General features: G+C 61.6%; 21 protein-coding genes. 6 read left to right on the top strand and 15 right to left on the bottom strand.

Going from position 1 to position 22,821, the window contains the following annotated elements; translation table 11 throughout:
• Nucleotides 1-108: 108 nt before the first annotated feature.
• Nucleotides 109-1,692 (bottom strand): peptide chain release factor 3, encoded by a 1,584-nt coding sequence (locus FS767_RS04900; RefSeq protein ID WP_144964421.1) that lies wholly within the window; start codon nucleotides 1,690-1,692, stop codon nucleotides 109-111.
• A 512-nt stretch (nucleotides 1,693-2,204) separates the two neighbouring features.
• Here FS767_RS04900 and FS767_RS04905 point away from each other — a divergent pair.
• The 6 genes from FS767_RS04905 to FS767_RS04930 all read left to right on the top strand — a co-directional run bounded on the left by FS767_RS04905 (nucleotide 2,205) and on the right by FS767_RS04930 (nucleotide 10,025).
• Nucleotides 2,205-2,918, top strand: a complete 714-nt coding sequence (locus FS767_RS04905; RefSeq protein ID WP_144964422.1) for an ABC transporter permease — start codon at nucleotides 2,205-2,207, stop codon at nucleotides 2,916-2,918.
• A gap of 13 nt (nucleotides 2,919-2,931) precedes the next feature.
• Nucleotides 2,932-3,843, top strand: a complete 912-nt coding sequence (locus FS767_RS04910; protein WP_144964423.1) for a glycine betaine ABC transporter substrate-binding protein — start codon at nucleotides 2,932-2,934, stop codon at nucleotides 3,841-3,843.
• Nucleotides 3,840-4,493 carry an ABC transporter permease gene (locus FS767_RS04915; RefSeq protein WP_023533317.1) on the top strand — a complete coding sequence of 218 codons (654 nt, stop codon included), beginning with the start codon at nucleotides 3,840-3,842 and terminating at the stop codon, nucleotides 4,491-4,493. The genes FS767_RS04910 and FS767_RS04915 overlap by 4 nt, the downstream gene beginning before the upstream one ends.
• The gene (locus FS767_RS04920) at nucleotides 4,490-5,647 is read left to right on the top strand and encodes a betaine/proline/choline family ABC transporter ATP-binding protein (RefSeq protein ID WP_144964424.1); all 1,158 of its coding nucleotides are present in this window, start codon (nucleotides 4,490-4,492) and stop codon (nucleotides 5,645-5,647) included. Before FS767_RS04915 ends, FS767_RS04920 begins: the two co-directional genes overlap by 4 nt.
• 468 nt (nucleotides 5,648-6,115) lie before the next feature.
• The gene (locus FS767_RS04925; RefSeq protein WP_144964425.1) at nucleotides 6,116-7,279 is read left to right on the top strand and encodes a type III PLP-dependent enzyme; all 1,164 of its coding nucleotides are present in this window, start codon (nucleotides 6,116-6,118) and stop codon (nucleotides 7,277-7,279) included.
• 190 nt (nucleotides 7,280-7,469) lie between these two features.
• Nucleotides 7,470-10,025 (top strand): sulfite reductase flavoprotein subunit alpha, encoded by a 2,556-nt coding sequence (locus FS767_RS04930; protein WP_144964426.1) that lies wholly within the window; start codon nucleotides 7,470-7,472, stop codon nucleotides 10,023-10,025.
• 58 nt (nucleotides 10,026-10,083) lie between these two features.
• Here FS767_RS04930 and FS767_RS04935 read toward each other — a convergent pair whose 3' ends face one another.
• From FS767_RS04935 to fdx, 14 genes are all read right to left on the bottom strand, one after another.
• Nucleotides 10,084-10,875, bottom strand: coding sequence for an amidohydrolase (locus tag FS767_RS04935; protein ID WP_058604374.1), 792 nt, complete (start codon nucleotides 10,873-10,875; stop codon nucleotides 10,084-10,086).
• Complete coding sequence (locus FS767_RS04940; protein WP_144964427.1) at nucleotides 10,863-12,011, bottom strand: pyridoxal phosphate-dependent aminotransferase; 1,149 nt, start codon at nucleotides 12,009-12,011, stop codon at nucleotides 10,863-10,865. The genes FS767_RS04935 and FS767_RS04940 overlap by 13 nt, the downstream gene beginning before the upstream one ends.
• A 132-nt stretch (nucleotides 12,012-12,143) precedes the next feature.
• Entirely contained in the window at nucleotides 12,144-12,698 is a 555-nt protein-coding gene (locus FS767_RS04945) for a hypothetical protein (protein ID WP_144964428.1), read from the bottom strand.
• Nucleotides 12,699-12,966: 268 nt separating this feature from the next.
• Nucleotides 12,967-14,430 carry a ribosome biogenesis GTPase Der gene (gene der / locus FS767_RS04950; protein ID WP_023533412.1) on the bottom strand — a complete coding sequence of 488 codons (1,464 nt, stop codon included), beginning with the start codon at nucleotides 14,428-14,430 and terminating at the stop codon, nucleotides 12,967-12,969.
• 115 nt (nucleotides 14,431-14,545) lie between these two features.
• The gene (bamB, locus tag FS767_RS04955) at nucleotides 14,546-15,688 is read right to left on the bottom strand and encodes an outer membrane protein assembly factor BamB (protein ID WP_027913695.1); all 1,143 of its coding nucleotides are present in this window, start codon (nucleotides 15,686-15,688) and stop codon (nucleotides 14,546-14,548) included.
• A complete protein-coding gene (locus FS767_RS04960) occupies nucleotides 15,689-16,330 on the bottom strand; it encodes a tetratricopeptide repeat protein (RefSeq protein WP_058604369.1) in 642 nt (213 codons plus the stop codon). It abuts the gene before it with no gap.
• Nucleotides 16,331-16,369: 39 nt separating this feature from the next.
• Nucleotides 16,370-17,659 (bottom strand): histidine--tRNA ligase, encoded by a 1,290-nt coding sequence (gene hisS / locus FS767_RS04965; protein ID WP_028687033.1) that lies wholly within the window; start codon nucleotides 17,657-17,659, stop codon nucleotides 16,370-16,372.
• Between the two features lie 25 nt (nucleotides 17,660-17,684).
• The gene (gene ispG, locus FS767_RS04970) at nucleotides 17,685-18,794 is read right to left on the bottom strand and encodes a flavodoxin-dependent (E)-4-hydroxy-3-methylbut-2-enyl-diphosphate synthase (protein WP_023533296.1); all 1,110 of its coding nucleotides are present in this window, start codon (nucleotides 18,792-18,794) and stop codon (nucleotides 17,685-17,687) included.
• A gap of 3 nt (nucleotides 18,795-18,797) precedes the next feature.
• Complete coding sequence (locus FS767_RS04975) at nucleotides 18,798-19,808, bottom strand: RodZ family helix-turn-helix domain-containing protein (protein ID WP_144964429.1); 1,011 nt, start codon at nucleotides 19,806-19,808, stop codon at nucleotides 18,798-18,800.
• Nucleotides 19,805-20,566, bottom strand: coding sequence for a type IV pilus biogenesis/stability protein PilW (pilW, locus tag FS767_RS04980; protein WP_058604366.1), 762 nt, complete (start codon nucleotides 20,564-20,566; stop codon nucleotides 19,805-19,807). The genes FS767_RS04975 and pilW overlap by 4 nt, the downstream gene beginning before the upstream one ends.
• Nucleotides 20,567-20,579: 13 nt before the next feature.
• Nucleotides 20,580-21,725: a 23S rRNA (adenine(2503)-C(2))-methyltransferase RlmN gene (gene rlmN / locus FS767_RS04985; RefSeq protein ID WP_023533387.1), complete on the bottom strand. Its 1,146-nt coding sequence runs from the start codon at nucleotides 21,723-21,725 to the stop codon at nucleotides 20,580-20,582.
• A 28-nt stretch (nucleotides 21,726-21,753) separates the two neighbouring features.
• Nucleotides 21,754-22,179 carry a nucleoside-diphosphate kinase gene (gene ndk, locus FS767_RS04990; RefSeq protein ID WP_023533373.1) on the bottom strand — a complete coding sequence of 142 codons (426 nt, stop codon included), beginning with the start codon at nucleotides 22,177-22,179 and terminating at the stop codon, nucleotides 21,754-21,756.
• Nucleotides 22,180-22,267: 88 nt separating this feature from the next.
• A complete protein-coding gene (iscX, locus tag FS767_RS04995; protein WP_023533289.1) occupies nucleotides 22,268-22,468 on the bottom strand; it encodes a Fe-S cluster assembly protein IscX in 201 nt (66 codons plus the stop codon).
• 10 nt (nucleotides 22,469-22,478) lie between these two features.
• The gene (gene fdx / locus FS767_RS05000) at nucleotides 22,479-22,820 is read right to left on the bottom strand and encodes an ISC system 2Fe-2S type ferredoxin (protein ID WP_078479079.1); all 342 of its coding nucleotides are present in this window, start codon (nucleotides 22,818-22,820) and stop codon (nucleotides 22,479-22,481) included.
• Nucleotide 22,821: the final 1 nt, after the last annotated feature.

The raw sequence follows: 22,821 nt of genomic DNA on the forward strand, positions 1-22,821 counted from the left end.
GCCTGCCCTTGCGGGAGCGGCGTCGAACGGTTGAGATGAGCGAGACGGGCGTCGAGCCGCCCTGTTCGCCCAACGGCCTGGCCACCGAAGTGGCCGGGCCCTTTACGCTCAGTGGTGCTCGCGCGTGGCGCGGAACTTGACGTCAGGCCAGCGCTCTTCCATCAGCGACAGGTTGACCCGGGTAGGTGCCAGGTAAGTCAGGTGCCCGCCACCATCGATGGCCAGGTTCTCCATGGCCTTGTTCTGGAATTCCTCCAGCTTCTTCTTGTCATCGCAGGCGATCCAGCGCGCCGACCATACGGTGATGGGCTCATAGGCGCACTCGACCTTGTACTCTTCCTTCAGGCGGCTGGCCACCACGTCGAACTGCAGCACACCGACCGCACCGAGGATGATGTCGTTGCTGCGCTCGGGGAAGAACACCTGGGTAGCACCTTCTTCGGCCAGTTGCTGCAGGCCCTGACGCAACTGCTTGGATTTCAGCGGGTCTTTCAGGCGCACGCGGCGGAACAGTTCCGGGGCGAAGTGCGGGATACCGGTGAAGCCCAGTGCCTCGCCTTCGGTGAAGGTGTCACCGATCTGGATGGTGCCATGGTTGTGCAGGCCGATGATGTCGCCGGCAAAGGCCTCTTCCAGCTGCTCACGCTCGGAAGAGAAGAAGGTCAGCGCATCACCGATGCGCAGGTCCTTGTTCAGCCGCACGTGGCGCATTTTCATGCCCTTTTCGTACTTGCCCGAGCAGATGCGCATGAAGGCGATACGGTCGCGGTGTTTCGGGTCCATGTTCGCCTGGATCTTGAACACGAAGCCGGTGAATTTCTCTTCCACGGGCTCGACGGTACGCTCGTGGGCGACACGGCCCAGCGGACGCGGCGCCCAGTCGACGACGGCATCGAGCACATGGTCGACACCGAAGTTACCCAGTGCGGTACCGAAGAACACAGGGGTCAGTTGACCGTTGATGAACTCGTCCTGGTCGAACTCGTGGCAGGCGCCTTGCACCAGCTCCAGCTGCTCGACGAACGCGTCGTACTGGTCGCCCAGGTGAGCGCGGGCTTCGTCCGAGTCCAGCTTGCGAATGATCTTGGCTTCGGTACGCTCGTGGCCATGGCCCGGTGTGTAGACGATGATGTAGTCACCGGTCAGGTGGTACACACCCTTGAAGTCACGGTAGCAGCCGATAGGCCAGGTAATCGGCGCGGCCTTGATCTTCAGAACGGCCTCGATTTCGTCGAGCAGTTCGATCGGGTCGCGGATGTCACGGTCGAGTTTGTTGATGAAGCTGACGATGGGCGTATCGCGCAGGCGGCACACGTCCATCAGGGCGATGGTACGCGGCTCTACACCTTTACCGCCGTCGAGCACCATCAGCGCCGAGTCCACGGCCGTCAAGGTGCGATAGGTGTCTTCGGAGAAGTCTTCGTGGCCGGGGGTGTCGAGCAGGTTGATCATGTGCTCGCGGTACGGGAACTGCATCACCGAGGTGGTGATGGAGATGCCGCGCTGCTTTTCCATTTCCATCCAGTCGGAGGTGGCGTGGCGGTCGGACTTGCGCGACTTCACGGTGCCGGCGACGGAGATGGCCTTGCCCATCAGCAACAGCTTCTCGGTGATGGTGGTCTTACCGGCGTCGGGGTGGGAAATGATTGCGAAAGTGCGGCGCTTCGCGACTTCGGCGGCCTGGTTGGTCATGGGAAATCGCCTGACTGGGGGATCAAAAAGGGGCAGCATCATACCTGAAATTCGACTCGGCGAAAATCGGCCAGTGGCGGACGGTTGGGTACCGCGCCGTCCCTCGCTGGCAAGCCAGCGCCTACCTGAGGTGCGCAAACGCCTGCCGTGCGGGGATGGGAACTGGCGCTGAGCAGACAGAACGCGAATACGTGCAAGACCAGTGCTTTCAACGTCTCCAGCTGCATTTATCGATTCTTTTCACTTGCCAGATCGCTGTTAACCAGTGATTAGTGCTGGCCAAACGCCCCCCAAGATGGGAACCTTTGCGCCCGAGGAGACGTCCATTCCCCTGTAAACCGCTTCGGTTGGGGAACGGTTTCACCAGCGTTTTCGAACCCGACGGGGTTTGGCTCATGGCCTGATCGGCGCCTATGGCTCGCATCGGGCTGCTAATCGCGAACACACCACCGCTGCCTCTCGGGGCTGGCCAAGAAGAAGTGTGCTCGCCGACTACAAGAAGGAGTCCACCTGTGGCGACACGCTACGGAAAAGGGCTGTTGGGATGGGCCGCCGTGCTCGTCATCCTGGCCCTGCTGGTCCATTGGATCGGCCTTGACACAATCGCGCGCTACCGCCTTGATCTGATGTTTTACCTGCAAGCGCACCTGGTTCTGGTGCTGGCTTCGATGGCGGCGGCATTGGCCGTGGGCATCCCCGCCGGCATTGCCTTGAGTCGACCGCACAGGGTCGACAAAGCCGAGCGGTTCATGCAGTTCTTCAACATTGGCAACACCATCCCTCCCCTGGCCGTACTGGCCATCGCCCTGAGCGTGCTAGGCATCGGCGCCGGGCCTGCCATTTTCGCTCTGTTTCTCGCCTCCCTCCTGCCCATCGTGCGCAACACGTACGAAGGGCTTAAAAACGTTCCCACCTCGCTCAAGGAAGCCGCTACCGGTATCGGCATGACGCCGCGCCAGCAGTTGTGGCAGGTCGAGCTGCCCAATGCCGTGCCCATCATCGTCGGCGGCGTGCGTGTGGCGCTGGCGCTGAACGTAGGCACCGCCCCGCTCGCCTTCCTGATCGGTGCCAATAGCCTGGGCAGCCTGATCTTCCCCGGCATCGCCCTGAACAACCAGCCTCAGCTCTTGCTGGGCGCCGCTTGCACGGCACTGCTGGCATTGCTGCTGGACGCACTGGTGACGTTCGCCAGCAAGCGCTGGCTGGAACGTGGCCTGGCCCAATAACCCGAGGAAAACCATGAAGAACGCAATCGCCTTGCTCCTGGGCGCGGTCCTGCTGTCGGCGGGTTTTGCCCAGGCGGCAGACAAACCGTTGATCCGTATCGGCGCCCGGGTGTTCACCGAACAGACCGTGCTGGCCGAAATCACTGCTCAATACCTGCGTGCCAATGGCTTCGAGGTGCGCGTCACTGGCGGCCTTGGCAGCAGCCTGGCCCGTCAGGCGCAGGAAACCGGGCAGCTTGACCTGATGTGGGAATACACCGGGGTCTCGCTGGTGTCCTACAACCATGTGGAAGAACGCATGCCCAGCGCGGCGGCCACCTATGCCAGGGTCAAGGCTCTGGATGCCGAAAAGGGGCTGGTCTGGCTCAAGCCTTCCAAATTCAGCAACACCTATGCATTGGCATTGCCCAGCGAAGTGGCCAAGGCCTACCCACAGGTCAATACCATCAGCCAGTTGAACCAGGTGTTGATGGACGAGCAGGCGCGCAAGCATGTGGTTGCGCTGGACACCGAGTTCGCCAACCGGCCCGACGGCCTGGATGGCCTGCAGGCGCGATACGGCATGCACCTGGGGCGCGCCAACATCCGTCAGATGGACGCAGGCCTGGTCTACACCGCGCTGCGCAATGCCCAGGTGTTCGCAGGCCTGGTGTACACCACCGATGGCCGACTCAACGCGTTCAAGCTCAAGCTGCTTGAAGACGACAAGCACTACTTTCCGGATTACACGGCAGGCCCGGTGGTGCGCAAGGCCGTGCTCGACGCTCACCCGCAGTTGGCCAGCCTGCTCGCCCCGCTTGCCGAACAATTGGACGACGAGACCATGCGCCAACTCAACGCCAAGGTCGATGTGCAGCACCAAAGCCCCTCCTCGGTCGCGGCCGCCTTCCTGCGAGAACATCCCCTGAAGGAGGTGACGCCATGACTTTGTTCGATACCTTCGCGCACCTGGACTGGGCCCTGGTGTTGCAGCTGACCTGGCAGCACATCATGTTGGTGGGCGTGGCCGTTGGCCTGGCCATCCTGATCGGCGTACCGCTGGGCATCGTCATGACCCGCTTCCCCTTCCTGGCCGGGCCCGTGCAGGCCAGCGCCACGGTACTGCTGACCATCCCGTCGATCGCCCTGTTCGGGCTGCTGTTGCCGTTCTACTCCACCTTCGGCCAGGGCCTGGGCCCGCTGCCTGCCATCACGGCGGTGTTCCTCTATTCCCTGCTGCCGATCTTGCGTAACACCTACCTGGCGCTGACCAACGTCGAGCCCGGTATTCGCGAGGCTGCCCGGGGCATCGGCATGACCTTCGGCCAACGCCTGCGCATGGTCGAGTTGCCCATCGCAGTGCCGGTGATCCTCGCCGGTGTGCGTACTGCCGTGGTGATGAACATCGGCGTGATGACCATCGCCGCCACCATCGGCGCCGGTGGCCTGGGCGTTCTCATCCTCACCTCCATCAGCCGCAGCGACATGTCGATGCTGCTGGTCGGCGCAGTGCTGGTCAGCCTGCTGGCGATCATCGCCGACCTGCTCCTGCAAACCCTGCAACGTGCCCTGACTCCAGAAGGAATGCGCTCATGATCGAACTGAAGAACCTCAGCAAGACCTTCAACGTCAACGGCAAGGACGTCAAGGCCGTGGACGCCGTCAGCCTCACGGTCAACGAAGGCGAAATCTGCGTGTTCCTGGGCCCGTCAGGGTGCGGCAAGAGCACCACCCTGAAGATGATCAACCGCCTGATTACCCCCACCTCGGGGCAGGTGTTCATCAATGGCGAAGACACCAGCGGCCTGGACGAAGTCAGCCTGCGTCGTCACATCGGCTATGTGATCCAGCAGATCGGCCTGTTTCCGAACATGACCATCGAGGAGAACATCACCGTCGTGCCGCGCCTGCTCGGGTGGGACAAGCAGCGCTGCGCCGAGCGCGCTCGCGAGCTGATGCACATGATCAAGCTTGAGCCCAAGCAGTACCTGCAGCGCTACCCCCGCGAACTCTCCGGTGGCCAGCAGCAGCGGATCGGGGTGATCCGCGCCCTGGCAGCCGACGCCCCGGTGCTGTTGATGGACGAGCCGTTCGGCGCCGTGGACCCCATCAACCGGGAGATGATCCAGAACGAGTTCTTCGAGATGCAGAGGGCCTTGAACAAGACCGTGATCATGGTCAGCCATGATATCGACGAAGCCATCAAGCTGGGCGACAAGATCGCTATCTTCCGTGCAGGTAAGCTGTTGCAGCTGGATCACCCGGACACCTTGCTGGCGCACCCGGCCGATGACTTCGTGAGCAACTTCGTCGGCCAGGACAGCACCCTCAAGCGGCTACTGCTGGTCCGTGCCGAAGATGCGGCTGACAATGCCCCTGCGGTGAGCCCGCAGACCCCAGTGGCTGATGCGTTGGAACTGCTGGACGAACATGATCGCCGCTACGTGGTGGTGACCGACGCCGCGAACAAGGCGCTCGGCTATGTGCGTCGACGCGACATGCACCGCCAGCAAGGCACGTGCGCCGACTTCCTGCGGCCATTCAATGCCACGGCGGCACACGATGAAAACCTGCGTATCCTGTTGTCGCGCATGTACGAGTTCAACCGCGCCTGGCTGCCGGTACTGGACGCCGAGCAGGTGTTCCTGGGCGAGGTCACGCAAGAGTCGATTGCGGCCTACCTGAGCTCGGGCCGCTCGCGCGGGGCGAAATCCACCATCGTCTCGCCCGCCGAGATGGTGACGTCCTAAAAGCCTTTCATCTTAAAAAAAGCGTGACGAGGGCGGACGGAACAAAAAATTCATGGACCGTTTTCTGAACGCCAGTACCAGGCTCGGGTGGCCATAAATATGAACACCCGAGCCTAACCGCCGCACCGCTGGATAATCTAGTAAAGCGCGTCGTGCCCATGCAGAGGGGCTTGGGTTTACGCCCCCTGCCCAGGGCTATTCCACAATTCTTTACGTCTGGAGCGCCCTGGGGAACATCAGCCGTTCACATGGGTCGTTTATCCCAGGCATGGCCACTCGAACATCGCCGATTCGTCAGGGATTGCCTGTTGATTCTGCCGAGTTCACGCCCTAAAGTGCGCGCCGAACGTCCATGCTGGAAACGATCCATCCGGCTCAAGTACTGAGTAGGCGAACCAAAGTGGGGATACGGAGGGCGTTCAGTTTGCAGCCACTTAAATTTTCAGTTTGCCCATGGAGTCCCTGAGCATGTCGATCCAGGTCGAAGACTATTTCGCACGCGACACCTTCCAGAAGATGAAGGCGTTTGCCGACAAGCAGGAAACGCCGTTCGTACTCATCGATACCCAGATGATCAGCAAGGCTTATGACGACCTGCGCGCCGGGTTCGAATTCGCCAAGGTGTACTACGCCGTCAAGGCCAACCCAGCCGTCGAGATCATCGACCTGCTCAAGGACAAGGGCTCGAACTTCGACATCGCCTCCATCTACGAGCTGGACAAGGTGATGAATCAGGGTGTCAGCGCCGATCGCATCAGCTACGGCAACACCATCAAGAAATCCAAGGACATTCGTTACTTCTTCGAGAAGGGTGTGCGCCTGTACGCCACCGACTCCGAGGCCGACCTGCGCAACATCGCCAAGGCCGCGCCGGGCTCGAAGGTGTATGTGCGTATCCTGACCGAAGGCTCCACCACTGCCGACTGGCCGCTGTCGCGCAAGTTCGGTTGCCAGACCGACATGGCCATGGACCTGTTGATCCTTGCCCGTGACCTGGGCCTGGTGCCCTATGGCATCTCCTTCCACGTGGGCTCGCAACAGCGCGACATCAGCGTGTGGGACGCCGCCATCGCCAAGGTGAAGGTGATCTTCGAGCGGCTCAAGGAAGAAGACGGCATCGAACTGAAGCTGATCAACATGGGCGGCGGCTTCCCGGCCAACTACATCACCCGCACCAACAGCCTGGAAACCTACGCAGAGGAGATCATTCGCTTCCTCAAGGAAGACTTCGGCGACGATTTGCCGGAAATCATCCTGGAGCCGGGCCGCTCGCTGATTGCCAACGCCGGCATCCTGGTCAGCGAAGTGGTGCTGGTGGCACGCAAGTCGCGCACGGCCGTCGAGCGCTGGATCTACACCGACGTCGGCAAGTTCTCGGGCCTGATCGAAACCATGGACGAGTCCATCAAGTTCCCGATCTGGACCGAGAAAAAGGGCGAAACCGAGGAAGTGGTCATCGCCGGCCCTACCTGTGACAGCGCCGACATCATGTACGAGCACTACAAGTATGGTCTGCCGCTGAATCTGGCAATCGGCGATCGCCTGTACTGGCTGTCGACCGGTGCCTACACCACCAGCTACAGCGCGGTGGAGTTCAATGGGTTCCCGCCGCTCAAAGCCTTCTACCTGTAATCCATGACGGGGCCCAAGGGCCCCGTTTTCATGTCTGCGCCACACAGCCAATCGCACCTCGATCATCAACGCTACGCCAGCAGCTACTCACCTTGTGAATGTGAACGAATCTCAATTGCCGCGTGCTGGAGCTTCCATTAACATCCGCCAGCGCGACGCAGGGTGCGGCGGCGACACAGGGTGATCGAAGGTGTTGAAGAAGACGCTGTTCCAGCTGCATTGGTTATTCGGCATCACGGCCGGGCTGGTACTTGCAGTAATGGGTATCACTGGGGCGCTCTATTCGTTTCAGGACGAACTGCTGAGCGCGTTCAATGCCGATGTACTCAGCGTGAAGGTCCGTCCTGAGGGTGTGCTGCCGCCCGCTGAACTGGTGCGGCGCGTCGAGGCCCAGCAACACGACAAGGTCGCCATGCTGTGGGTCGACGTTCGTGAAGGCGAAGCTGCCAGGATCTTTTTCACCCCTGCAGCGGGCGAGCGGCGCGGTCCGTTGCGCTACGCAGACCCGTATACGGGCCAGCTGCTGGGCGAAGTGTCGGGGCAAGGCTTCTTCACCCTTATGCTTACGCTTCACCGCTTTCTGGCCATGGGCGACACGGGCAGGCAGATCACCGGTGCCTCGACGCTGCTGCTGGTGTTCTTCTGCCTGTCGGGCCTGTACCTGCGGTGGCCGCGCCATGCCACAAACTGGCGAACCTGGCTGACGCTGGATTGGGCCAAGAAAGGGCGCGCGTTCAACTGGGACCTGCACGCCGTAGCAGGCACCTGGTGCCTGCTCTTCTACCTGTTGTTCGCCCTGACGGGTCTGTTCTGGTCCTACGAATGGTACCGGGCAGGCCTGAACCGGCTAATGGCCGATCCGCCGGCCGCCGGGCAGCCGCAGCTGCAACTGAAAAAAGGCCGGGGCTCCGGCGCTGCGCCCATCGACCCAAAGGCACCGGCGCTGAACGTCGACTATGACGCCATCTGGGCCAGCCTGCGCAACGCCGCAGGGCCAGGCCTTGCCAGCTACAACCTGCGCCTGCCCCCAGTTGGCGGCCAACCGGCCAATCTGTTCTACCTGCTCGATGACGCCGACCATCCCAGGGCCTTCGACACCTTGGTCCTGGACCCTGCCAATGGCAAGGTCAGCCGTCACGAACGCTACAGTGACAAGTCATTCAAGGCCCAACTGCTCCAGAGCGTGTACGCACTGCATGTCGGGGAATACTTTGGCCTGATTGGGCGCATCGTTCTGACCCTGGCCAGCCTGGCCATGCCGGTCTTCTTTGTCACAGGCTGGCTGCTCTACCTGGATCGACGGCGCAAGAAACGTCAGGTTAGGGCTGCCCGCCGCCACGTGACCCGCGACGAGGTCAATACCGAGAGCTGGCTGATCGGCTACGCCAGCCAGAGTGGTATGGCCGAGCAGCTGGCCTGGCAAAGCGCCGGGCAACTGCAGGCGGCGGGCTTGCCGGTGCAGGTCAAGGCGTTGGGTACGTTGTGTGAAGAAGATCTGCGTGCGGCACGCCGTGCGTTGTTCGTCGTCAGTACCTTCGGGGATGCAGAAGCCCCTGACAACGCGCGAGGCTTTGAGCGCAACGTGCTGGGTCAGCCTTTGCCCTTGCAGACACTCAGCTATGCACTGCTGGCGCTGGGTGATCGTCAATACCCACAGTTCTGCGGGTTCGCCCGTCGGCTTCAGGCGTGGTTGACCGAGCGTGGTGCTCACTGTGCATTTAGCCCCGTGGAGGTCGACAACGCCGATCAGGCGGCCCTTCAGCAATGGCATCAGGCGCTGGCACTGCTGACCGGCACCGCGCCGGTATCCGCTTGGCAAGCCCCCCGTTTCGGCAACTGGTCGCTGATCCGCCGTGAACTGCTCAACTCTGGCAGCCAGGGCCAGCCGGTGTATCTGCTCGGCCTGCAGGCGCAGGAGCCTGCCGTGTGGGAAGCCGGCGACCTGGTGGAGATTATGCCGCTCAACGGTCGGCCGAGGGTCGATGCGTTCGTCAGAGACCTGGGGCTGGACGCCGACACGCACGTGCAGGTCGAGGGGGTGGTAGTCAGGCTTGCTCAGGCACTCGCAGGCCGTCAGTTACCTGCCGTCGGTGGGCATCTGGTCGGGCTGCATGCCCAGGCGATCGTGGACGCACTGGTGCCGCTCGGCAGCCGCGACTATTCCATCGCCTCGATTGCCAGTGACGGCGTGTTGGAACTGATCGTGCGCCAGGAGCACCACCCAGGTGGCGACTTGGGCGTAGGCTCTGGTTGGCTGACCGAATACCTGCCGCTCGACGGCACACTGAGCCTGAGGCTAAAGCGCAACAGTGGCTTCCATATGCCCCAGGGCAATGTACCGATGATCCTGATCGGCAACGGTACTGGCCTTGCGGGCCTGCGCAGTCTGTTAAGGGCCCGCGTCGCTGCGGGCGAGCGGCGTAACTGGCTACTGTACGGCGAACGCAATCGCGCCCATGATTTTCTGTGTGGCAAGGAGCTGCAAGGGTTGCTCGCCGCTGGGGAGCTGGCACGGCTGGACCTGGCGTTCTCTCGCGACCAAGCCGAAAAAATCTACGTGCAGGATGTGTTGTTGCAACAGGCCGCGCTGTTCGAACGCTGGATGGATGAAGGTGCCTGCGTATACGTCTGCGGCAGCCTGCAGGGCATGGCCGCTGGCGTCGATGCGGCACTCGCAGGCCTGCTTGGAGATGCTGCTGTGCAACGGCTGATCGAGGAGGGGCGATACCGGCGGGATGTGTACTGAGCGGCAACAGGCAAAGCCGGCGTCCTGGCAGTAATCCTCCAGGATGCCGGCGCTGCGATCAGTGCAGCTCGAAGGTATCGGCATCCAGGTTGGCCGGGAACTTGGCTCTGTAGGCAGCCAGTTCCGAGGCACTCAATACCACGGTGAACACGCCATCGGCCTCTCCAGCACTGAGCAAGCTCTCGCCCTGAAAATCCAGCACCTGGCTGTCACCGCTGTACGCGAAGCTCTTGCCGTCAATGCCCACCCGGTTCACCGCCGCCACATAGCACAGGTTTTCGATCCCTCGCGCCGGCAACAGGCGGTTCCAGTGCAGGCGCCGCGCCGCCGGCCAGTTGGCTGTGTACAACAGCAGGTCGGTGTCGGTGGCATCCCGGCTCCAGACCGGGAAGCGCAGGTCGTAGCAGATGAGCGGGCGAATGCGCCAGCCCTTGAGCTCGAACTGCACCTGCCGCTCGCCCGGCGTGTAGTGCTCGTGCTCACCGGCCATGCGGAACAGGTGACGCTTGTCGTAGTGCAGGATCTCGCCATCAGGCCGTGCCCAGAGCAGGCGGTTACGGTGGCTGCCATCGGCTGCCTGAATGATCACGCTGCCCGTGACCACGGCGTTGCACTTCTGCGCCTGAGCCTTGAGCCACTTGTACGTGGGGCCATTCTCCGGCTCGGCGAGGCTTTCGGACTGCATGGAAAACCCGGTGGTGAACATTTCCGGCAAGATTACCAGGTCCACCTCGCCCACCTGCTCAAGCAGCACGTCGAAATGGGCGAAGTTGGCTTCCCGGTCGTGCCAGGCCAGGGTGGTCTGCACCAGAGCCAGCCTGAGGTCTGGCAACGTACTCAGATCGCGCATAGTTTCTCCGCTGCCTGACGCAGCGTCTCCTCTCGTTTGGCAAAGCACAGGCGCAGCAGCCGTTGACCGGGAACAGCTTGCTGATAGAACACCGAGATCGGGATGGTGGCCACACCATGCTCGCGGGTCAACCATGTCGCCATCTGCACGTCATCGAGGTCTGGTCGGATGTTCGAATAGTCAACCAGCTGAAAGTAAGTACCAGCCGTGGGGGTGAAGCTGAATCGCGAATCTTGCAACAAGCCGCAGCACAGGTCGCGCTTGGCTTGATAGAAAGCCGGTAACGCATCGACATGTTCGGGATGCTCGGCCATGAAGTCAGCCAGGGCGTACTGCAAAGGGGTCACGCCACAAAAGTTGACGTATTGATGCACCTTGCGCAGTTCGGTGGTGAGGGCCGGCGGTGCGATGACATAGCCCGTCTTCCAGCCGGTGACGTGGTATGTCTTGCCAAAGGAACTGACCACGAACGCACGTCTGTAGATCTGCTCATGAGCCAGTACGCAAGCGTGCTGCACGTCGTCATAGACCAGGTGCTCGTAGACTTCATCGCTCAGTACGTAGATGTCTCGATTGGCGATCAGCTGTGCCAGGTGGTCCAGATCCTTGCGGGACAGCAAGGCACCGCTTGGGTTATGGGGCGAGTTGAGCACGACCAGACGTGTGCGTGGCGTAAGTGCGTCCGCGAACTGCTGCCAATCGATGGCAAAGTCGCTGGGGTCCAGCTGCAAATGCACGCAACGGCCGCCGGCCAGTGCCACCGAGGGCGCGTAGCTGTCGTAGCAGGGGTCGAAGATGACGACCTCGTCCCCTGGCTGCACGACAGTCTGGATAGCGCAGAAGATCGCCTCCGTCGCGCCGGGCGTAATCGTCACTTCATGGTCGGGGTCTACCGTCGCACCATAGAGGCGCTTGACCTTCAAGGCCACCTGCTGGCGTAAGGCTGCAAGGCCCGACATTGGCGCGTATTGATTGTGACCCGCCATGACATGTCGGCCCACCGACTCGAGCAGGGCCTGGGGCCCGTTGAAATCCGGGAAGCCCTGGGAAAGGTTCAGCGCCCCGGTCTGGGCGGCGAGCTCTGACATGGTGGTAAAGATGGTAGTGCCGACGTTCGGCAATTTGCTGGGGATCATGGCGCCCTCGCTCCTGGTGCAGCCGGCACGGGAAGAAAGCACGAGCATAGCGGATCGTTTCGTTGGTAAGAAGCCAGTCAAGGCGGGTGACCCACCGCACTGGCTTTCCTGACGATCACCGTCGGAGCTAGCTCAACCCTCTGTTTGAGCGACGAACTCGAGTATGAAGGTCGCTACGGGCGCCACGTCCGCCGTATGGAAGCGCAACCAGTCGCTTGGCTGGCTCTCCCAGACGGGTACCTTCTTCTTATCATTAGGCTTGAGGCTGAACCAGACCCAGCCTACGGGGACTTCTTTATAGCCCACCAACACACGATCATGGGCTGAGACATAGCGGGCATCGAGGGTTTGCAATTGAACCTGATTAACATGAGGCTCGCCATCGATGTTTCCAGCCAGATGATTGATTCGCAGAGCAGGACCAGGCGTGCCCAGCTCTTTGTCCGACGCATGAAGTACGCGCCCACCGCGTCCAGTAACCTGCTTGCCTGCTGACGTTCGAAACTCAAAAGCCACGCCACCCTCCAGCGATGGGTGGGCGAGCATGCCGATGTCGAAGCACTCGGGTGTATCCAGAGCGCCAGCGACCTGCAATTCATTCAAATGATTGACGATGATCGGGTGACGTTCGCCATTCTCGAGCAGATAGAGCTTACCTTTGGCTTTTTGTAAGTAGATATCGTTCATAGCGTTCCCTTTGATTGATCCGACGCAGCATTCACAGGCACGTGAATAGCCAACGAGCCACCAGCGCGGAGCACAGACTGAGGGCCTTGTGCACCACCCGCACACAAACTACCGGTGCAAAGTGGAGGGCGGCATAGATCAATGTTTCCTCCCGAGCCTGGCGGCATGGCCGTGCTCGTGAGGAAACGGGAACTGGGGTGCGGCGCTGGAAACGCGCGGCACGGGAGGCGAAGCATGGAACGGGCAGCGTGACGCGCCCAGCAGCCGCCTATCGCTTGTCGCGGCGTTTCTTCTCGGCCTTCTTGTGGTGCGACATCAGGCGACGCTTCTTGTTGACCTGGCGGTCTGTGAGGGTGTTCTTCTTGCCCTCGTACGGGTTCTCACCGCCTTTGTACTCGATGCGAATCGGCGTGCCGACCAGCTTGAGCACGCGGCGGTAGGTGTTTTCCAGGTAACGCGAGTACGACTTGGGAATGCTGTCGGTCTGGTTGCCGTGGATCACGATCAGCGGCGGGTTGGCCCCACCCAGGTGCGCATAACGCAGCTTGATGCGACGGCCATTGACCAGCGGCGGCTGGTGCTCGCTGACGGCGTCTTCGAGGATCTGCGTCAGACGGCTGGTCGGCCAGCGGGTCACAGCTGAGGTGAATGCGGCCTGCACCGACTTGTACAGGTTGCCCACGCCGGTGCCGTGCAGGGCCGAAATGAAGTGGATATCGGCGAAGTCAACGAAGAACAGCCGGCGCTCCAGCTCGGTCTTCACATAGGCACGCTCACCCGGCTCCATGCCATCCCACTTGTTCAGGGCGATGACGATGGCGCGGCCAGCTTCCAGGGCAAAGCCCAGCAGGTTCAGGTCATGATCGACCACACCTTCGCGAGCATCCATCACGAAGATCACCACGTTGGCGTCCTTGATCGCCTGCAGCGTCTTGACCACCGAGAACTTTTCGACTTCCTCGTGGATCTTGCCGCGCTTGCGCACACCGGCGGTGTCGATGAAGGTGTACTTGTCACCATCACGCTCGAACGGAATGTAGATACTGTCGCGCGTCGTACCCGGCTCGTCGTAGACCACCACACGCTCTTCACCGAGCATGCGATTGACCAGGGTCGACTTGCCGACGTTAGGGCGACCAATGATGGCAATCTTGATGCCATCCTTTTCGCTTGGGCCAGGGATGCGCACGGCTTCTTCGCCTTCGGCGACATCCTGGTCCAGGGCTTCTTCTTCGGCATCGCGCGGCAAGTGGCCGAGTACGGCCTCCATCAACGCATTGATGCCTCGACCCTGGGAGCCTGCTACCGGAATGGCATTGCCCATGCCCATCGGCGAGAACTCGGCGCGGGCGACGTCAGCGTCGATGTTGTCGATCTTGTTGGCGACCAGAATCGCCGCCTTGTTGCGCTTGCGCAGATGCTCGGCAATCATCTGGTCTGCCGCCGTCATGCCCGCCCGGGCATCGACCAGAAACAGCACATAGTCGGCTTCTTCGATGGCCATGAGCGACTGCTCGGCCATTTTTTCGTCCATGCCCACTTCATCACCGGTGATGCCACCGGTGTCGATGAGGATGAAGGAGCGACCCTGCCAGCTGGCATCACCGTACTGGCGATCACGGGTCAGGCCCGACAGGTCACCCACGATGGCATCGCGGGTCTTGGTCAGGCGGTTGAACATGGTGGATTTGCCGACGTTCGGGCGGCCCACCAGGGCGATTACGGGAACCATTCGGCTCTCCACTCTTGAATTCTTGAAAATACAAAGGCCGCTGCAAGGCAGCGGCCGGAGTTCGGGCGGCGTGTCCCACGCCGCAGCCTGAAGCCGCACGGCTTCAAGCATAGCTTCAGCGGATGGTCAGTGCCTCGAGCTTGCCGCTGTTGCCGAAGACATAGATGGTATCCCCAACCACCAGTGGCCGTGCGCGCAGGCCACTGCTGTCGACACGCTCACGGCCAACGAAGCGACCGTCGACCTGGCTGAGCAGGTGCAGGTAGCCTTCGAAGTCGCCTACTGCCACGTAGCTGCTGTACACCTCGGGGGCGGTCAGCTGGCGACGGGCCATGGCATCGTTGGACCACAAGGCGCTGGAGGATCGCTCATCGACGCTTTCCACGGTACCCGAGGCTTCACTCACGTAGACGTTGCCAAAGCCCTGGGCGACTCCTACGTAGCTGGAGGCATCGCGCTGCCAGAGCACGCGGCCGCTTTCCAGGTCCAGGCCCGCAACGCGCCCCTGGTACGTGCTGACGTACAGGGTACCACCAGAAAGCAGCAGGCCGCCGTCGATGTCGACGACACGCTCAAGCTCCGAACGGCCCTGCGGGATCGCCACACGGCTTTCCCATACAGGTACGCCATTGCTGATGTCGACTGCCACGACCTTGCCGGTGGAAAGGCCCGCGACAGCCAGGCGGTTGGTCACGATCGGCGCGCCGGTGCCGCGAAGGGTCAGTACCGCCGGGGTGCTTTCATAGATCCAGCGACGGTCACCAGTGGCGGCATCCAGCCCGATCAGGCGATCGTCCTGGGTCTGCACCACCACCACATCACCGTTATTGGCCGGAGGCGCCAGCACTTCGCTGGTCACGCGGGCGCGCCAGCGCTCCTCGCCGGTGCTCGAATCCAGGGCGATCACTTCACCCTTGAGGGTGCCGAGCATCACCAGGCCGTAGCCTACGCCAACCGCACCGGAAACCGGCAGGTCAAGGTCCTTGTTCCACACCACGTTGCCCGTGATGCGGTCCAGGGCATAGACATCCCCAGTGACGTCGGAGGCATAGATCCGGTCATTCTCGATGGCCGGCACGAGGGTATTGTAGGTTTCACCCTGGCCATCACCGATGGAGCGGCTCCACTGCTTCTTGAGCACCACTTCCTCGGTGAACTTGGTCAGTTCGGCAGGAGGCAGTTCCTTCTTGCTGTTGCTGCTGCACCCTGCGGCCAATACCGCCAAGGTCAGCACTGCTGCTTGTTTCCAACCGATCACTTACGCGTCCCCTCTGGCCAGATCATCGAGCTTCAACTGCAAGCCACCCACTGCTGCCTCGTCGGACAACGCAGCCTTGGCCTTTTCGTAGGCACCGTGCGCGTCAGCAGCGCGGCCCAGCTGTACCAGCAGGTCCCCTTTCAACTCCTCGCGACTGGCGAGGAAGGCTTTCTCGGCATCCCCATCCAGCAACTTGAGGGCATCCTCGGCCTTGTTCTGGGCAGCCAGCACACGGGCCAGACGCTGGCGTGCGATCTCGCCAAGGGTGGCGTCTGCTGGCTTGTCCACAATTGCCTTGAGCTCGCCAGCGGCATCGTCGAGCTTGCCGCTCTCGACCGCTACCTTGGCCACGAACAGGCTGCCGTACTGGGCATAGGCCGTGCCGCCGAACTCGCTCTTGAGCTTGCCGGCCAGTTCCGCAACCCGGGTGGCGTCCGGCTGACCAGTAGGCGTGAGGCTGGTTTCCAACAGCGCCTGATACAGCTGCGAGGCACCTTGCGACTGGTTGTTCTGGTACTTGTGCCAGGTGTTCCACCCCAGCACCACCACGCCGGCGAGCAGCGCGCCGGTCAGCAGCGGCTTGCCGTTACGGTTCCACCAGTCCTTGACCCCTGCCAGGTCATCATCATCGGTACTCGACACCCCAATACTCCTTTTCGCCTATTCGCTCGTTGAACCGCGTTACGCCTGTGCGATCGCGGTTTCCAGGTGCCCTGCAAGGGCATCCCAGGCAATGTTCTGTTGTTCGCCCTGACCACGCAGGGGTTTGAAGCCGACTTCCTGCTTGGCCAACTCGTCATCGCCAAGAATCAAGGCGAACAATGCGCCGCTCTTGTCGGCTTTCTTGAACTGGCTCTTGAAACTGCCCCCGCCCGCATTCACGGCCAGACGCAGGCCGGGCAGACGGTCACGCACCGCTTCGGAGAGTCGCAGGCCCGCCAGCTCGGCCTGCTCGCCAAAAGCGCAGAGGTAGACATCGACCTGACGGCTGATGGAGTCCGGTACCTTGCCCAGGGTTTCGAGCAGCAGAATCAGACGCTCGATACCCATGGCGAAGCCAACGCCAGGGGTAGGCTTGCCGCCCATTTGCTCCACCAGCCCATCGTAGCGGCCGCCGGCACATACGGTGCCCTGGGCGCCAAGCTTGTCAGTGACCCACTCGAAGACGGTCTTGCTGTAGTAATCCAGTCCCCGCACCAGCTTGGTGTTGAGCACGAATGGAATGCCGGCAGCGTCCAGGCGGGCCTTCAGGCCTGCGAAGTGCGCACGGGATTCTTCGTCCAGGTAATCTTCGAGCTTCGGCGCATCGACCAGCACCGCCTGGGTATTGGTGTCCTTGCTGTCGAGGATGCGCAGCGGATTGCTCTTGAGGCGGCGCTGGCTGTCTTCGTCCAGTTGCTCCAGGCGCGCGGACAGGAACTCCACCAACGCGTCGCGGTAGCGGGCGCGCGCTTGGCTGGTGCCAAGGCTGTTGAGTTCGAGCTTGACCGCATCCTGAATACCCAGCAAGCCCCACAGGCGCCAGGTCAGCATAATCAACTCGGCATCGATGTCCGGGCCATCGAGGTTGAACACCTCTACACCGATCTGGTGGAACTGCCGGTAGCGGCCCTTCTGGGGGCGCTCGTGGCGGAACATTTGCCCGATGTACCACAGCTTCTGCACCTGGCCATTGCCGGTGATGCCATGCTCCAGCACCGCGCGGACGCAGGCCGCCGTCCCTTCCGGACGCAACGTGAGCGAGTCACCGTTGCGGTCCTCGAAGGTGTACATCTCCTTTTCGACGATATCGGTCACTTCACCGATCGAGCGCTTGAACAGCTCGGTGAATTCCACGATGGGCGTGCGGATCTGGCTGTACCCGTAGGTGTCCAGCAGGCCGGCAACGGTACCTTCGAAATAGCGCCACAACGGCGACTGCTCAGGCAGGATGTCGTTCATGCCACGGATGGCTTGCAGCGATTTGCTCACGAATGATCCTTACGAATTCTGTGTATCAGCCACGGGCGATCAGTGCCGCGTCGGCTTCGACCTTCTCGGCCGCTTTCTGTCGGATGAGCCTTTCGAGATCATCGACCAGGTTGTCGTTGGTCAGTTTCTGCGCAGGTTTACCGTCGATGTAGACCAGGTTGGGCGTACCACCGGTGAGGCCGACATGCGCTTCCTTGGCCTCCCCCGGGCCATTGACCACACAGCCGATGACGGCCACGTCCAACGGTACCAGCAGGTCCTCGAGGCGCCCTTCGAGCTCGTTCATGGTTTTTACCACATCGAAATTCTGCCGCGAGCAGCTCGGGCAGGCGATGAAGTTGATACCTCGTGAACGCAAATGCAGGGACTTGAGGATGTCATAGCCTACCTTGACCTCCTCCACCGGGTCTGCCGCCAGCGAAATGCGGATGGTATCGCCAATGCCTTCGGCCAGCAGCATACCTAGGCCAACGGCAGATTTCACCGTACCCGAACGCAGGCCACCGGCTTCGGTGATCCCCAGGTGCAGGGGTTGCACGATTTGCCGCGCCAACAGGCGATAGGCTTCGACGGCCATGAACACGTCCGACGCCTTGACGCTCACCTTGAAATCCTGGAAGTCGAGGCGATCAAGGTGCTCCACATGACGCAGCGCCGATTCGACCAGGGCAGCAGGCGTAGGCTCGCCGTACTTTTTCTGCAGGTCCTTTTCCAGTGAGCCTGCGTTGACCCCGATACGAATCGGGATACCGCGGTCGCGAGCGGCGTCCACGACGGCCCTGACCCGGTCTTCACGACCGATGTTGCCGGGGTTGATGCGCAGGCAGTCCACACCCAGCTCGGCCACGCGCAAGGCGATCTTGTAGTCGAAGTGAATGTCGGCGACCAGCGGCACGCTGACCTGCTGCTTGATGCGGCCGAAGGCTTCGGCTGCGTCCATGTCAGGTACCGAGACGCGAACGATGTCCACACCGGCATCGACCAGACGTTGGATCTGCCCCACCGTGGCGGCGACATCATTGGTATCGGTGTTGGTCATGCTCTGCACTGCAATGGGCGCATCACCACCCACCGGCACATTGCCGACCCATATCTTGCGGGATTCGCGACGTTTGATCGGGGATTGGCCGTGCATGAATTACTGTCCCAACTTCAGGCGAGCGGTTTCGCCACTGGTGAACGGGGCAACGTCGACGGACTGGCCGTTATAGCTGACCTTGGCGCCACGGGCAAAGCCCAGGCGGAGCGCAAAGGGCGCCTTGCCAGTCAGCTCGAGGTTGTCCCCCTTGCGCTTGATGCCGCTGAACAGCACCTTGCCGTTGCCATCGGAAACCTGGGTCCAGCAATCGGCGACGAACTCAATCGCGACCTTGCCGCTGCCCGCTGGCGCAGCTGCGGGCTCGGCTGCGTCTGCACTTGTCGCAGGTGTGGCTGCCGTCGGCGCGCTGACAACAGGGGTAGCAGTGGCCGGCACTGGAGCCGGCTGAGGCGTTGCGGTGCCAGTTACCGGAGCCGACCCAGCGGCAGGCGTGTCGGCCGCCGGTGCCTGACCGGTACTTGCAGCCTGCTGCTCGTCGGCGCTCTGGGCCAGCGGCAGGGGGGCGCTTTCAGGTTGCTGGGCGGCAGAGACGGCTTGGTCTTCGGGTTCGTCAAGCGGGTGAATCTGGGTGGTGCCGTCGGCGCTTTCGACCTCAACATGCTCAAGGGCAACGCTAGAGAGGTCCTTGCCGCGCATGCTGCCCTGGTCCTGCCACCAGACGAAACCGCCACCCACCACAGCCAGCAGCAACAACAGGCTGACCCCGCGCAGGATATTGTGGGACAACCGTGAAGGCTCTTCGATACGCCCCAGCGAATGGACGTCGCTGCCTTTGGCGTGAGTGCCGGTGTAGCGATCGAAGGCTTCGACCAGGGCGGCCTGGTCCAGCTCCATCAACTTGGCGTAGGCGCGGATGTAGCCTCGGGCGAAGGTATGCCCGGGCAGCTTGTCGAAGGCGCCGGTTTCCACATGGTTGAGCGAGCTGACAGTAAGATTGAGCTTGCGGGCCACCTCGGCTTGGGACCAGTCCCGTTTCTCACGGGCCAGGCGCAACAGCTCACCAGGGTTCTGGCCAGGCGCTACAGCTACTTCGGGATGCGCGGCGTTCATCGTTGCTCCGACAGGTATTGCTGATATTCCGGCGTACCGGGATAAAGTCGTTGTAGTTGCTGCCCCAACTCGGCCACCGTGCCTTGCTCGTCGAACACCTTGGCAAGGCGGCTACCCAGCAGCAGGCTCCGGGCATCGTGGCCACTTAACCGGCTGAAACGATCGTAGTAATCCCGGGCCGGCACATAATGCCTGTTTTCGTAGGACAACTCAGCCATTTCCAGCAACGCTTGTGGCTGTCGCTGGTTAAGCTGCAATGCTTTTTGCAAATAGGCGTGAGCCTGATCGCGCTGGCCGAGCCTCAAGGCTGTCAGGCCAAGGTTTTCATAAACCCGTGAACGCTCAGGATACAGGGTATCGGCGCTGGCAACGCGAAACATCTGCTGCGCTTCGGCAAACCGGCCTTGAGCATAAAGGAAACTGCCGTAATTGTTGCGAATTCGCGTGGTGCTGGCACCCGCCCCGAGCGCCTGCTTGAAATGACGCTCCGCCAGCGCAGGCTCGCCTTCGGCCTGATAGACCAACGCCAAGGCTGCATGCGCGTCGGCATCGTTGCCATCCAGCGCCAATGCCTTTGCCAAGGGCGCCTTGGCCTGGCCCAGCATCCCCTGTTGCAGGTAGCCCAGCCCCAGTTGCACATAAGCGCGCCCGGCCTCAACCCTGCGCTGTTCAGCCACCTGCGCATCGCTGCCCCCACCCGACATGCAGCCGGCGAGCAGCGAAAGCGCAAGGATCGGCAGCGCAGCGCGCAGGTTCATAGGCCAGTTCCGGTCAGTGGGCGGCTGGGCTGTCCGGCCGCTCGGCGTCTGCCGACAGCTGCCGGACGGCGATGTAACGTTCGCTGCGCCGTGTGCGGTCGTTGACCTGCCCCACCAGCTGGCCGCAGGCTGCATCGATGTCATCACCGCGGGTGGTGCGCGTCGTCACGTTGTAGCCGCCGTGGTGCAGCAGGTCCTGGAAACGACGAATGGCGTTGTTGCTGGGGCGCTCGTAACCGGAGTGCGGGAACGGGTTGAATGGAATCAGGTTGATCTTGCACGGCACGTCGCGCAGCAGTTCGATCATCTGCGCCGCATGCTCGGGCTGGTCGTTGACGTCCTTGAGCAGGGTGTACTCGATGGTGAGCACACGCTTGCCACCCAGGGTCGCCATGTAACCCATGCATGAGTCGAGCAGCATTTTGAGCGGGTACTTCTTGTTGATCGGTACCAGCTTGTTGCGCAGCTCGTCATTGGGTGCATGCAACGACAAGGCCAGGGACACATCGATGTGCTTGGCCAGCTCGTCGATCATCGGCACGACACCCGAGGTGGACAGGGTGACGCGACGCTTGGAGATGCCATAGCCCAGATCTTCCATCATGATCTTCATGGCGGCGATGACATTGTCGAAATTGAGCAGGGGTTCGCCCATGCCCATCATGACCACGTTGGTGATGGCGCGGTCGATCTTGGCAGGCACGGTCCCGAAGGATTTGTTCGCAAGCCACACCTGGCCGATCACTTCGGCGGCGGTGAGGTTGCTGTTGAAGCCTTGTTTACCGGTGGAGCAGAAGCTGCAGTCCAGGGCACAACCGGCTTGCGACGACACGCACAGGGTGCCGCGATCGTCGGTGGGAATGTAGACGGTTTCGACGCAGCTGCCAGAGGCAACGCGGATCACCCATTTGCGGGTGCCGTCTGCGGAAATGTCTTCGCTGACCACTTCCGGCGGGCGAATTTCGGCAACGGCCTCGAGCTTTTCACGCAAGACCTTGCCGACGTTCGTCATGGCGGCGAAATCATCGACGCCAAAGTGGTGAATCCATTTCATCACCTGACCGGCGCGGAAGCGCTTCTCTCCGATGGAATCGAAGAATTGTTCCATTTCCTGCAGGGTCAAACCCAGCAGGTTGATTTTGTCAGTCGATGTCGTCATGGATTCACCCTCACCCGTAAGCTTTCGCTTAGCGAGTGGTTACCTCGGTAGCAGCGAAGAAGTAAGCGATTTCGCGAGCGGCAGCAGCTTCGGAGTCCGAACCGTGAACGGCGTTGGCGTCGATGGACTCGGCGAAGTCGGCGCGGATGGTGCCGGCAGCTGCTTCTTTAGGGTTGGTAGCGCCCATCAGCTCACGGTTCTTGGCAATGGCGTTCTCGCCTTCCAGGACCTGAACGACAACCGGACCGGAAGTCATGAAGGCAACCAGGTCACCGAAGAAGCCGCGCTCGCTGTGCTCGGCGTAGAAGCCTTCGGCCTCAGCCTTGGACAGTTGCTTGATTTTCGAGGCAACGATTTTCAGGCCGGCTTCTTCGAAGCGGGTGGTGATCTTGCCGATGACGTTCTTGGCAACGGCGTCAGGCTTGATGATGGAGAAAGTACGTTGAACAGCCATGGAAAACTCCAGAATATGAGTGTTACGAAAAATTAAACCCGCGAATTATACGCGGGTTCCAGGGGATTGCCTAACCTGCGGTACGTGTTCAGTCGGCTTCGTCGATCCAGGCCGCCTGGATGGCCTCGAGCACCTTCTCGCCGGCGCGCGACGGATCGTCGCTGAAACCAGGCAATGCCACCACCCAGCGGTGCAAATCGACGAAATTCACATAGCGAGGATCGACGTCCGGCTTGCTTTCTGCAAGCTCGATGGCGATATCAAGTACATCAATCCATTTCAGACTCATGTCCAGGACCTCAGTGCGGCGCTTCGGCAGCGTGGTTGAGCGAATACTTGGGGATCTCGATGGTGAGGTCCTGATCGGCTACCACCACCTGGCAACCCAGGCGTGACTGCGCTTCCAGGCCCCACGCCTTGTCCAGCATGTCTTCTTCGAGCTCGTCGGCTTCTTCGAGGGAATCGAAGCCCTTGCGCACGATGCAGTGGCACGTAGTGCAAGCCTTCACACCGCCGCAGGCGCTCTCCATCTCGATGTGATGGTCGTGGGCCAGCTCCAGGATGTTGGTGCCGGCAGGCACGTCCACGGTCAGCCCGTCCGGGCAGAACTTCTCATGCGGCAGGAATGTCACCAGCGGCATC

The organism is Pseudomonas sp. DE0010 (assembly GCF_007680745.1).
GTDB classification, from domain to species: Bacteria; Pseudomonadota; Gammaproteobacteria; order Pseudomonadales; family Pseudomonadaceae; genus Aquipseudomonas; species Aquipseudomonas parafulva_B.